An 11,770-nucleotide genomic window follows, 5' to 3' on the forward strand; every position below is an offset into this window, starting at 1 on the left:
CCGGCGCGCTGCTGCCCCTCGCGGTCCGCGCCGCCCAGGGCCGTACGGGACTGCGCGCCGCCCCCACCGACCGGGACACCGTCCCACCGGGGCTCAGGACGCCGACCCTGCTCTTCCACGGCCCCGACGACACCGTCGCCCCCTGGGGCCCCTCCCGCCGCCTCGCGGCCCTCCGCCCCGACCGGGTCACCCTCCGCACGGTCCGCCTCGCCCCGCACGGCGCCATGTGGAACGCCGACCCCAAGGCCTACGAGGAAGCCCTCCGCCGCTTCCTCACCCCACTGACGTAGGCCACCGCGGGCCGTCGGCGACAGAGAGGTACGCCACATTCCGTTTAGTGCCGCACCAAGGCGATCCCATCGATGTCACCCCCTGGGGAACCCGTGCGTTGGCCACCCCTGTCGCCCGCTGTGACATTCCGTTTGGGTTTTCCGACCGTCAACCGGAAGACTGCCCCCGTGACGTCCCGTAACCCGCGCGACTCCAGGCTCCGACTCGTCGGCCCGCGAACCCTGGCCGCCGCTCCCCGAGCAGCAGTGACCCAGCGTCGCCGACCGGCTCCCCGGCCCCCGGAGGGCACACCGCCGCCCGTGGAACTCGCCCGCATGGCCCGCGCCGTCCTGGCGGACGCGGCTCGCGTCGCCCACTGGGCCGATGCCGCCCTGCGCCCCGGCCGCGAGAGCGCGAGCCCCGACGGCAAGGGCACCCTCTCCGCCGCGACCGCCGAACGGGCCGCCGTCCACCTGGGGCTGACCCCGGATCAGGTCCGCCACGACTGGGACACGGCACGGCTGGCCGGACTCATCGAGGTGCACGGCGACAGCGCGCGCCCCGGCTGGCGGCTGCGCGCCTGGAACCGCGACGACAGCGCCGTGCTGCGCGGCTGGGTCGCGTTCTTCGACGCCTGGTCCATCGCCTACCCCGAGCCCGAGGACCGCGAGCCCGCAGCGGTCGCCGAGGTCGTCTCGGCCATGCCCCAGGTGCTCTCCTTCCTCCAGCTCTCCGCCGGGCCCGTCCCCGTCGAGCAGCTCCTCGACCTCCTGGAACAGCGGGTCACCGAACTGCGCACGGAGCGCTGCGAGGTCCCCTACAGTCCACAGGCCGAGCCGAGACCGGAGCCCGAGCCGAGCCCGGAGCCCGGCGCCGGGGACACCCCGCTCGCGCCCCTGCTCGACTGGTCCCTGCGCGCCCTCGCCTCCGTCGGCGCCCTCACCTACGACGACGCCCAGGCCACCCTCACCCCGCTCGGCAGCTGGGCGGTCTGGGTCAAGCTGGAGCAGATCTGCGTCGCCGCGCAGAGCCCCGCAGGGAACATCGAGGTCTCCGCCGAGGACATGCTCAGAGGCTGCGCCCAGCTCCGCCCGAACGCGGCCCGCGCCGAGTACCGCGCCTGGCTCGCCGCCCGCCCCGTCGGCGGCGCCGTCACCGAGCTCATCGACGCAGCCCGCGGCGAGGACGCCCTCATCCGGGGCCTCGCCTTCGAGGCCCTGCGCGTCGTCGGCGCCCCCGCGGAGCCCGACGTCCGCACGGTCGCCGACGAGACCCCGCTGCGCCCCTACGCCCTGCTCTGGCTCGCCGTGCACGACGGCGCCGACCCCGAGGACGCGCACGAGGTCCTCACCCGCGAGGAGGCCACCTGGCTCTGGGTCGACACCGCCGCCGCCGTCGCCGACCACGGCGAGGCCCCCCTCCTCGTACGGCATCTGGAGTCCGCGGTGCAGCCCACGGTCCCCGCGCTGCTCGCCGAGGTCCGCGCGGTCGGCCACCCCCGCACCGTCCAGGTCCTGGTCGCCCTCGCCGCCGCCCACCCCGACCCGGCCCTCGCCAAGGCCGTCCGCCGCGCCGCCTTCCAGGTGCACACCGGAGGCAGCTGACCGGGACACGGAGAACCGGGGCGCGCGTCAGCCGCCTGTCTCGGGGGCGTACGTGCCGAAGCTCCACACATTGCCCTCGGCGTCCCGGGCCATGTAGTCCCGCGAACCGTAGTCCTGGTCCGTCGGGGGCGTCAGGATCTCCACGCCGTGCTCCACGGCCCGCCGGTGGTGGGCGTCCACGTCGTCCACGACGATGTACACCCCGGCGGGCCCCGCGCCCTTCATCGCGCCGTCGAAGACGCTGCCGCTGCCCTTGGAGCCGACCATCACCGCGCCGTTGCCCTGCGTCAGCTCGGCATGCTGCACCACCCCGTCCTCGCCCTCGTACACCGAGAGCTCGGTGAAGCCCAGCGCCTCCGTGAGCTGCCTGATGGCGGCCTTGGCGTCCGCGTACAGCAGTGTCGGGTAGACGCTCGGACGTCCGTCGCTCCTGCCCGTCATACCGATCACGACCTCTCCGTCGTCCGGAATACGACCCGCTGCTCAGTTTTGCACCCGCCACCGACAACGCCCCGCCGGGCGAGCGGCCCGGACCGATACCGGGCGCGCCGGTGACCGAGACCACGTGATCCCTTGTCATACGGGCGGAAAACCGCTTGCCGCCCCCAGTTAGAATCGGCCTATGGCCATTCTCCTCGCGCATTAGACGGCGGGAACGCCTCAGCCGCCCACCTGCCACCCCAATCCGCCCTGGAGTCTGTCCGTGATCTCCGCCTCCGCCGTCGAGCTGCGCGCCGGTGCCCGCGTCCTCATCGAGTCCGCCACCTTCCGCATCGCCAAGGGTGACCGCATCGGTCTGGTCGGCCGCAACGGCGCCGGCAAGACCACCCTCACCAAGTGCCTGGCCGGCGAGGGCATCCCGGCCGGCGGCACCATCACCCGCTCCGGTGAGGTCGGCTACCTCCCGCAGGACCCCCGCACCGGCGACCTCGACATCCTGGCCCGCGACCGCATCCTCTCCGCCCGCGGCCTCGACGTACTGATCCGCAAGATGCGCGACAACGAGCAGCGCATCGCCAACGGCCAGGGCTCCACCCGCGAGAAGGCGCTGAAGCAGTACGAGCGCCAGGAGACGGAGTTCCTCACCAAGGGCGGGTACTCCGCCGAGGCCGAGGCCGCCACCATCGCCGCCGCGCTCAACCTGCCCGACCGGGTGCTCGGCCAGCCGCTGCACACCCTCTCCGGTGGTCAGCGCCGCCGTATCGAGCTGGCCCGGATCCTCTTCTCCGACGCGGACACCCTGCTCCTCGACGAGCCGACGAACCACCTCGACGCCGACTCGATCGTCTGGCTTCGGGACTACCTCAAGACCTACCGCGGTGGCTTCATCGTCATCTCCCACGACGTCGACCTGGTCGAGACGGTCGTCAACAAGGTGTTCTACCTGGACGCCAACCGCGCCGAGATCGACGTCTACAACATGGGCTGGAAGCTCTACCAGCAGCAGCGCGAGGCCGACGAGAAGCGCCGCAAGCGCGAGCGGCAGAACGCCGAGAAGAAGGCCGCCGCGCTGCACTTGCAGGCCGACAAGATGCGCGCCAAGGCCACCAAGACCGTCGCCGCGCAGAACATGGCCAAGCGCGCCGACCGGCTGCTCGCCGGCCTCGACGCGGTACGGGTCTCCGACAAGGTCGCCAAGCTGCGCTTCCCGGAGCCCGCGCCCTGCGGCAAGACCCCGCTCACCGCGGAGGGGCTGTCGAAGTCGTACGGCTCGCTGGAGATCTTCACCGATGTCGACCTGGCCATCGACAAGGGCTCCCGGGTCGTCATCCTCGGCCTCAACGGCGCCGGCAAGACCACCCTCCTGCGCCTCCTCGGCGGCGTGGAGAAGCCCGACACCGGCGAGGTGCTCGAAGGCCACGGCCTCAAGCTCGGCTACTACGCGCAGGAGCACGAGACCCTCGACCCGGAGCGCACGGTCCTGGAGAACATGCGCTCCGCCTCCCCCGACCTGGACCTGGTCGAGATCCGCAAGACGCTCGGCTCGTTCCTGTTCTCCGGCGACGACGTCGACAAGCCGGCCGGGGTCCTCTCCGGCGGCGAGAAGACCCGTCTCGCACTCGCGACCCTGGTCGTGTCGTCCGCGAACGTCCTCCTCCTCGACGAGCCGACGAACAACCTCGACCCCGCCAGCCGCGAGGAGATCCTCGGCGCCCTGCGCACCTACAAGGGCGCGGTCGTCCTCGTCACCCACGACGAGGGCGCGGTCGAGGCGCTCCAGCCGGAGCGGATCATCCTGCTCCCGGACGGCGTCGAGGACCTGTGGGGCGCGGACTACGCGGATCTCGTCGCGCTCGCCTGAGCGAGTGACCGGCCGAATGGGTTGATCAACTGCGTATGGATCATTCGGCCCATCCGTGATCCATCATCTGTGTGAGATCTCCTCGTACCGAGGTGTGTCCTACATCGATTTCACGGCCGAGCCCTTCTCCGTGAAGGGCTCGGCCGTCACGCGTCTCTGACCTGGCACTTCACTGAACAACCCGTTCGGGTGTACGGACGACCCTGGGCGGAATCACAGATTCCACTCGTGAGTACGCGCTCCTGTCGGCAAAACCTTGTCCCACGGACCTTGCCGAATGGGTGGCCATCGCGCGCCGGAGGGGTGATCATGAGGAGACCAGAGCGCACTTCCCATGAGGAGGACCGGGTGGCCGAGACTCTGAAGAAGGGCAGCCGGGTTACCGGCGCCGCGCGCGACAAGCTCGCGGCAGACCTGAAGAAGAAGTACGACTCCGGTGCGAGCATTCGGGCGCTGGCCGAGGAAACCGGCCGCTCGTATGGCTTCGTACACCGGATGCTCAGCGAGTCGGGCGTCACGCTCCGAGGGCGTGGCGGCGCGACAAGGGGCAAGAAGGCCGCCTCGGCCTGACGCCGGGCGGCCCATCGGCTTCGATGGTGGCCACCCGGTCGGTCGGCTGATCGACCGGGTGGTTACTGTGCAGTCACTTAGCATCGCTCCATCGCTCTGCTGACCGCACTCATCGGAGGCGCCCCATGGCTTCGCTCGAACCGCTGCTCGACCAGGACGGCGTACGGCTCACCGTCGACGACGCCATCGCCACGGTGACGCTGACCAATCCGGCCAAGCGCAACGCGCAGAGCCCCGCTCTGTGGCGGGCGCTCACCGAGGCCGGGCGGTCGGTGCCGGGCTCCGTCCGTGTGGTCGTGCTGCGTGCCGAGGGCGCGTCGTTCTCCGCCGGCCTCAACCGGCAGATGTTCACGCCCGAAGGCATCGAGGGGGAGCCGTCGTTCATCGATCTCGCGCGCCGTGACGACGCCGGGCTCGACTCGACCATCGCCGAGTACCAGGAGGCGTTCACCTGGTGGCGGCGCAACGACATCGTGTCCATCGCCGCCGTGCAGGGACACGCCGTCGGTGCGGGCTTCCAGCTTGCCCTTGCCTGTGATCTGCGCGTCGTCGCCGACGACGTGCAGTTCGCCATGCTCGAAACCAGCCTCGGGCTCGTGCCCGACCTCACGGGGACGCACCCGCTGGTGGGCCTCGTCGGGTACGCCCGCGCGCTGGAGATCTGCCTCACCGGGCGCTTCGTCCAGGCGGACGAGGCACAGCGGATCGGGCTCGCGAACCTCGCGGTGCCGGGCGACCAGCTCGACGACGCGGTGCGGGATCTCGCCGGTGCGCTCGTGGCCGCGCCGCGGGACGCGGTGATCGAGACGAAGACGTTGCTGCGCGGGGCGCAGGGGCGTTCGTACGACGAACAGCGGGCGGCGGAGCGGGCGGCGCAGGCCCGGCGCCTGCGGGACCTCGCCGGGGTGGGGGAGTAGCCGGGGCGGAACAGCCCACAGGGATCAGCGGTCGGGGGGTGGCACGGCGGCCGTCACCGCCGTGATGAGGACCGCCACCGACGGACGGTCCGGTAGGGCCTCGCTCACCGCCGCCCGTACCTCGCGTGCCGTGTCCAGGGCTCGTCTTTCCGCTGTCACCGCCACTTCCAGGAGGATGTGGCGGCGGGGGAGGGCGGGCCCTGTCGCGATGTGGCCGCCGATTGCGGTGGTGCGGCGGGTCGAGTGGGTGACGCCGGGGACCGAGAGGGCCGCGGCGGCCGCGCGCACGCTCTCGTCGTCGTCGTCGTCGTCGCCGGCGGGCGGGGGCGCGGCGGCGGGCGGGGGTTCGGGGGCCGGACACACAGGCTCCTCGTCGCCTTCCCACAGGTGCGTCACCCGGAGATCCACCTCTGTCACCCGCAGGCCGAGGCGTTCCGCGGCGGTGGCGAAGAGGACGGTACGCAGGCGGGCCGCCATCGCCGGGAAGGGCTCCGCGGTCGGTCCCGCGACGGCCGCGAAGTCGGCCGTGATGCGGAGCCGGCCGGGCGGCAGCGCGCTCGGGGGCGGCGGCACGGCCGCATCGTGCTCGTCGGAGTCGTCGGAGTCGTCGGAGTCGTCGGAGTCGGCCGGGGAGATGCGGAGCTGCCCGAGACTGAGCCCTCGCAATGCGGCGCTCCCGCAGCGCAACACCGTTTCGGCGGCTCTCTCCGTGATCCACGCGCCGTCGTTCGCGCCGCCCAGGGGGAGCAGGCGCCCGAGCGCGAGTTGCCGGCGCACCGCCTTCGTCCATCCGTCCGCCGTCATTCCTCCAGCCTGCCGCATCCCCGGCGCGCGGCGCCGGAACCGCGCTTACTGTGGGTTTGAGGGGGATGACCGGAAGGGACGTACGGCATGACTGACATGACGGAGCGGAACCGGACGGAAGGGCCCGACACCACCAAGGAGCCGACGCAGGTCGGGCGGAAGACCACCCGGCGCGGCGGCGGAGATCCGGCGGAACGGGGGCGTACGAGCATCGCCGACGGCGTCGTGGAGAAGATCGCCGGGCTCGCCGCGCGGGAAGTGATGGGCGTGCATGCCATGGGCAGCGGGCTGTCACGGACCTTCGGGGCCGTGCGGGACCGGGTGCCGGGCGGGTCGAAGGCGGTGACCCGCGGCGTGAAGGTCGAGGTCGGTGAGGTGCAGACCGCGCTGGACCTGGAGATCGTCGTCGACTACGGGGTGTCCATCAGCGACGTGGCCCGTGATGTGCGCGAGAACGTCATCGCGGCCGTCGAGCGGATGACCGGCCTGGAGGTCGTCGAGGTCAACATCGCCGTCAGCGATGTGAAGCTGCCGGACGAGGAGGACGAGGAGCCCGACTCCCGGCTGCAGTGAGCGGAGCCTCGGCCCCGGTGGAACGCGACAGGAGTCCTTGAGTCCCTAGGAGCGCAGGATGAGCTTGGCCGTGATCGGCATGATCGCCGGGATGGCGCTCGGCTTCGCCGGGTACTTCGGCGGATTCGGCGCCTTTCTGCTGGTCGCCGCGCTGGGTGCCGTCGGCTTCGTCGCCGGCCGGTTCCTGGAGGGCGACCTGGAGCTGGGCGACTTCTTCCGCCGGCGTGACGACCGACGCCGATGAATCCGGTGGACAGCGGCCGTCCCGCGCAGAGCAGGGCCGTTCCGTCCGGTGAGCGCGGGGCGACCCGGATCGCCGACCGGGTGGTCGCGAAGATCGCCGCGCAGGCGGCGCGCGAGGCACTGGTGGCGCCGACGCCGGACTCCGCGCCCCCGAACGCCACTGTCGTGGTACGTCACGAGACCGCGCGCGTCAGCGTCAGTCTCGGGCTCCCCTACCCCTCGGACATCGGTGGCCAATGCGCTGCCGTGCGTCGTCATGTCACCGAGCGGGTAGGGACGTTGGCGGGAATGCATGTGTCGGAGGTGGCCGTCCACGTGGAACGGCTGCACCCGGCGCACGCACACGACGTGGCACAGGGGAGGGCGCGATGAGCGAACCCCAGCGCTCCGACGGCGGCACTCGACGACTGCCTGTCATCGAGAAGGCCGACGACACGGCCGACGCGACAGCCGACGGCAGGGCGGACGACCGCGAGCCGGACCAGTCGGCGTCCGCCGCCGCCTACGACCCGTTGCCCGTCCTCGACGGTGAGAACGGCAGGGAGAAGCGCTTCTGGTCAGCGCGCAGAGCTCCCGCGGGCATCCTCGCGGTACTGCTGCTCGCAGGCGCGGGCCTCTTCCTGTACGACGTCGCCGCCGTCCGCGCCGACCGGCCCGCCATGCAGTGGCGCCGTTCGCTGGCCCGGGAGCTGGCCGAGCGGCCCCTCGACGACACGTGGGTGCTTGTCGGCGCCGCGGTCGCCGTCCTCCTCGGCCTGTGGCTGTTCGTGCTCGCCGTGACCCCCGGGCTGCGGGACGTCCTGCCCATGCGGCGCGTCCACCCCGACGTACGGGCCGGACTGCACCGGGGCGCCGCCGCGCTGGCCCTGCGCGACCGGGCCATGGAGGTGTCCGGCGTGCGGTCCGTGCGGGTCCGGGCGGGACGCAGGCGGGTCGACGTCCGGGCGGTGTCCCACTTCCGGGAGCTCGACGAAGTACGGGCCGACCTGGACGTCACGCTCGCGGACGGCATCCGGGGACTGGGCCTCGCCCGGCCGCCCGCCCTGTCGGTGCATGTCCGCCGGCCCGGCCGGAAGGGGTGAGACACGGTGCTGAGGATCGTCAACCGGGTACTGCTCGCCATCGTGGGGCTCGTCCTGCTCGTGGTCGGCGGCGCCGTCCTCGCCGTCGGACTCGGCGTGCACCCGCCCTCGTGGTGGCCGCACGACGGCCACAAGGACGTGCTGCTCAGCGACGCGGAGCGGGCGCGCTGGCACGACTCCGGCTGGTGGTGGCCCACCGTCATCGCCGTGCTCGCCCTCCTCGTCCTGTTCGCGCTGTGGTGGCTGACGGCGGTCCTGCGCCGCCACCGCCTCGCCGAGGTACTCGTCGACACCGGCGACGGCGAGGGAGCACTGCTGCGGGGGCGGGCGCTGGAGGGCGTACTCACCACCGAGGCGGCCGAGGCGGACGGCGTCGACCGGGCCCGCACCCGCCTGACCGGCCGCCGCAACGCTCCCGAGGCCCGGGTCCGCCTCCTCCTCCAGCCCCTCGTGAACCCCGGCGACGCCCTGCACACCCTGACCACGGAGGCATTGGCCCACGCCAGGGATTCAGCGGGACTGGCCGCGCTTCCGGCGGAGGTCCGGCTGCAAGGAGCCAAACACCGTGCGGAGAGGGTGAGCTGACAGCCGACCTCGCCCCGACTCCCCGAGGGGCACGCGGCCGTCCAGACCTGAAGCTCCGCCGCGTGGGTGCGACCCGCCCCTGCGATCCGCGTCCGGCGATCGACCCCTGACGCCCCGCCCTCGACGCCCCGACCCCGGCGACCCGACCGTCAGAACCCGTGCCTCATCCCGCCATCCACCGGCAGCATGATCCCCGTCAGATAGGACGCGGCCGGGGACAACAGGAACGCCCCGGCACGCCCGAACTCCTCCGGCCGCCCATACCGCCGCAACGGAATCCGTGACTCGTGCGCCGTCCGGGTCGCCTCCGGATCAGCCGACATCCCGTCCAGCTCACGCACCCGATCCGTGTCGATGCGGGCGGGAAGAAGACCCACGACCCGGATCCCCCGCGGCCCCAGCTCGTCGGACAGCGACTTGGCGAACCCGGCCAGCCCCGGCCGCAGCCCGTTCGAGATGGTCAGCCCCGGAATCGGCTCGTGCACGGACCCCGACAGCACGAACCCGATGACGCCACCCTCGCTCAGCTCCTCGGCCGCGGCCCGCGCCAGGCGGACCGCCCCCAGGAACACCGACTCGAACGCGGCGGTCCACTGCTCGTCCGTGTTGTCCGCGACGAACCCCGGCGCCGGCCCGCCCACGCTGACCAGAATGCCGTCGAAGCCCCCGAAGTACTCACGGGCGGTGGCGATCAGCCGCCCGGCGGCCTCGGGGTCGGCGTTGTCCACGGCGACCCCCACCGCGTTCGCTCCGAGCGCGGCCGCGGCCGCACCCACGCTCTCCTCCTCGCGGCCCGTGACGACCACCTTCGCACCGTCGGCGACGAGTTCCCGCGCGACGGCGTTGCCCAGTCCGCGGGTCGCCCCGGTGACGATGTAGACACGGTCCTTCAGCCCAAGATCCATGACCCCTATCCTGCCTTCTCCCCGTCGAAGAGGGCGAGGGCGGTGCCCACGAGACCGACATGGCTGAACGCCTGCGGGAAGTTCCCGAGCTGCCGGCCCGCGACGGGGTCGTACTCCTCCGCCAGCAGTCCCACGTCGTTGACCAGCCCCACCAGCCGTTCGAACAGCTCGCGCGCCTGATCCGTACGGCCGGTCAGGTGCAGGGCGTCCGCCAGCCAGAAGGAGCAGACGAGGAACGTGCCCTCGCCGCCCGGCAGCCCGTCGACGGAGCCGGTCGCGGCCGTGAGGTGGTCCGCGCCGTAGCGGCGGACGAGCCCCTCATGGCTCAGCTCCTCGCGGATCGCGTCGACCGTGCCGATGACCCGGGGGTCGTCCGGCGGCAGGAAGCCCATGAGGGGAATGAGCAGCAGCGCGGCGTCGAGTTCGCGGGAGCCGTACGACTGGGTGAAGGTGTTGCGGTCGGCGTCGTAGCCGCGTTCGCAGACCTCGCGGTGGATCTCGTCGCGCAGGGCCCGCCAGCCGTCGAGGTCGCCGCCGGTCAGCGTCGGGTCGTCCTCCAGGGTGCGGACGGCACGGTCGGCGGCCACCCAGCACATCACCTTGGAGTGCGTGAAGTGGCGGCGCGGCCCGCGCACCTCCCACAGCCCCTCGTCCGGCTTCCGCCAGGCCGTCAGCAGATACTCCATCAGCGCGCACTGCATCCGCCACATGTCCGGCTTGTCGGGCAGGCCCGAACGCCGGGACACGAACAGGGAGTCGATGACCTCGCCGTACACGTCCAGCTGGAGCTGGTGCACGGCGTCGTTGCCGACCCGGACCGGGCGTGAGCCCTCGTAGCCGGACAGCCAGGGCAGGTCGTGCTCGGGGATACGCCGCTCGCCGGCCAGGCCGTACATGATCTGCAGGTCGGCCGGGTCGCCCGCGGCCGCGCGGAGCAGCCAGTCGCGCCAGGCCTCGGCCTCCTCCTGGTAGCCGCAGGCCAGCAGCGCGCCGAGGGCGAGGGTGGAGTCGCGCAGCCAGCAGTGGCGGTAGTCCCAGTTGCGGACGCCGCCGATCTCCTCGGGGAGGGAGGTGGTGGCGGCCGCGACGATGCCGCCGGTCGGGGCGTAGGTGAGGGCCTTGAGGGTGATCAGGGAGCGGACCACGGTGTCCCGGTGCGGGCCGTCGTACCGGCAGCGCGCCGCCCAGGCCTGCCAGTCGTGCAGGCTCGACCGCAGCGACCGGTACGGGTCGACGAGGCGGGGGCGGGGTTCGTGCGAGGGATGCCAGGTCAGCACGAACGCGACCTTCTCGCCCGGCTCCACCGTGAACTCCGCGTACGTGGCCCGGTCCTCGCTCCACGACCGCACCCCGGGTTCGCTGCGCAGCCACACCGAGTCCGGGCCGGCGACCGCCACGCGGTGACCGTCCGACCTGCGCATCCACGGCACGACCGAGCCGTAGTCGAAGCGCAGGCGCAGGGTGCTGCGCAGGGTCACCCGGCCGGACAGGCCCTCCACGATGCGTACGACGTCGGGGGCGCGGTCGCGCTGCGGCATCAGGTCGGTGACCCGCACCGCGCCCTCGTCCGTCTCCCACTCGGTGTCCAGGACGAGCGAGTCGTGCCGGTAGGCCCGTCGTGTGCAGGTCCCGCCCTCTGCGGGCGCGATTCTCCAGTGGCCGTTCTCCTCGTCGCCGAGCAGCGCGGCGAAGCAGGCGGCCGAGTCGAACCGGGGCAGACAGAGCCAGTCGATGGAACCCTGGCGGCTCACCAGCGCGGCCGTCTGGTGATCGCCGATGAGCGCGTAGTCCTCGATGTGGGGGTGCACGGGGGATCGGGTTCCCGGAGCGGGGGGCGATCAATCCGACGGATCCGGGGGCGTCGGCGGCCGGGCGGGGGCGGGTTCCACGCACCGGCGCTCGCCGGGTGCCGCTG

The 11,770-nt window shown here is 72.5% G+C and carries 13 protein-coding genes and 1 pseudogene; 10 read left to right on the plus strand and 4 right to left on the minus strand.

From position 1 onward, the window contains the following. Both AWZ10_RS22005 and AWZ10_RS22010 read left to right on the plus strand, forming a co-directional pair. Nucleotides 1–290, plus strand: a pseudogene (locus tag AWZ10_RS22005) (hypothetical protein); the annotation flags it as partial. A gap of 168 nt (nt 291–458) precedes the next feature. After that, on the plus strand, nt 459–1,874 hold the full coding sequence (locus AWZ10_RS22010) for a hypothetical protein (protein WP_173531619.1): 1,416 nt from the start codon (nt 459–461) through the stop codon (nt 1,872–1,874). A gap of 27 nt (nt 1,875–1,901) precedes the next feature. Here the strand turns inward: AWZ10_RS22010 and AWZ10_RS22015 are convergent, their stop codons facing one another. Then, the gene (locus tag AWZ10_RS22015; protein ID WP_060891872.1) at nt 1,902–2,324 is read right to left on the minus strand and encodes a VOC family protein; all 423 of its coding nucleotides are present in this window, start codon (nt 2,322–2,324) and stop codon (nt 1,902–1,904) included. Nucleotides 2,325–2,577: 253 nt separating this feature from the next. On the opposite strand from AWZ10_RS22015, the gene AWZ10_RS22020 reads away from it, so the two are divergent. The 3 genes from AWZ10_RS22020 to AWZ10_RS22030 all read left to right on the plus strand — a co-directional run bounded on the left by AWZ10_RS22020 (nt 2,578) and on the right by AWZ10_RS22030 (nt 5,663). Further along, entirely contained in the window at nt 2,578–4,176 is a 1,599-nt protein-coding gene (locus tag AWZ10_RS22020; RefSeq protein WP_060891873.1) for an ABC-F family ATP-binding cassette domain-containing protein, read from the plus strand. A gap of 348 nt (nt 4,177–4,524) precedes the next feature. Then, entirely contained in the window at nt 4,525–4,746 is a 222-nt protein-coding gene (locus tag AWZ10_RS22025) for a helix-turn-helix domain-containing protein (protein ID WP_006123601.1), read from the plus strand. Nucleotides 4,747–4,871: 125 nt separating this feature from the next. Next, complete coding sequence (locus tag AWZ10_RS22030) at nt 4,872–5,663, plus strand: enoyl-CoA hydratase/isomerase family protein (protein WP_046707633.1); 792 nt, start codon at nt 4,872–4,874, stop codon at nt 5,661–5,663. Nucleotides 5,664–5,687: 24 nt separating this feature from the next. Here the strand turns inward: AWZ10_RS22030 and AWZ10_RS22035 are convergent, their stop codons facing one another. Beyond that, the gene (locus AWZ10_RS22035) at nt 5,688–6,467 is read right to left on the minus strand and encodes a hypothetical protein (RefSeq protein ID WP_060891874.1); all 780 of its coding nucleotides are present in this window, start codon (nt 6,465–6,467) and stop codon (nt 5,688–5,690) included. 87 nt (nt 6,468–6,554) lie between these two features. On the opposite strand from AWZ10_RS22035, the gene AWZ10_RS22040 reads away from it, so the two are divergent. Genes AWZ10_RS22040 through amaP form a run of 5 tightly spaced genes read left to right on the plus strand, consistent with a single transcriptional unit; the run spans nt 6,555 to nt 8,950 of the window. After that, entirely contained in the window at nt 6,555–7,040 is a 486-nt protein-coding gene (locus tag AWZ10_RS22040) for an Asp23/Gls24 family envelope stress response protein (RefSeq protein ID WP_037691318.1), read from the plus strand. 58 nt (nt 7,041–7,098) lie between these two features. Beyond that, the gene (locus tag AWZ10_RS22045; RefSeq protein WP_037691317.1) at nt 7,099–7,284 is read left to right on the plus strand and encodes a hypothetical protein; all 186 of its coding nucleotides are present in this window, start codon (nt 7,099–7,101) and stop codon (nt 7,282–7,284) included. After that, nucleotides 7,281–7,655, plus strand: coding sequence for an Asp23/Gls24 family envelope stress response protein (locus AWZ10_RS22050; RefSeq protein WP_046709525.1), 375 nt, complete (start codon nt 7,281–7,283; stop codon nt 7,653–7,655). Before AWZ10_RS22045 ends, AWZ10_RS22050 begins: the two co-directional genes overlap by 4 nt. Next, nucleotides 7,652–8,365, plus strand: coding sequence for a DUF6286 domain-containing protein (locus AWZ10_RS22055; protein ID WP_046709524.1), 714 nt, complete (start codon nt 7,652–7,654; stop codon nt 8,363–8,365). Before AWZ10_RS22050 ends, AWZ10_RS22055 begins: the two co-directional genes overlap by 4 nt. Nucleotides 8,366–8,371: 6 nt before the next feature. Next, nucleotides 8,372–8,950 (plus strand): alkaline shock response membrane anchor protein AmaP, encoded by a 579-nt coding sequence (gene amaP, locus AWZ10_RS22060; protein WP_060891875.1) that lies wholly within the window; start codon nt 8,372–8,374, stop codon nt 8,948–8,950. Between the two features lie 149 nt (nt 8,951–9,099). On the opposite strand, the gene AWZ10_RS22065 is transcribed toward amaP, so the two are convergent. Together AWZ10_RS22065 and AWZ10_RS22070 are read right to left on the minus strand one after the other, a co-directional pair. Continuing rightward, entirely contained in the window at nt 9,100–9,855 is a 756-nt protein-coding gene (locus tag AWZ10_RS22065; protein ID WP_037691309.1) for an SDR family oxidoreductase, read from the minus strand. 5 nt (nt 9,856–9,860) lie between these two features. Continuing rightward, a complete protein-coding gene (locus AWZ10_RS22070; protein ID WP_060891876.1) occupies nt 9,861–11,663 on the minus strand; it encodes a glycoside hydrolase family 15 protein in 1,803 nt (600 codons plus the stop codon). Nucleotides 11,664–11,770: the final 107 nt, after the last annotated feature.

The sequence above is a fragment of the Streptomyces europaeiscabiei genome (assembly GCF_001550375.1).
GTDB classification, from domain to species: Bacteria; Actinomycetota; Actinomycetes; order Streptomycetales; family Streptomycetaceae; genus Streptomyces; species Streptomyces europaeiscabiei.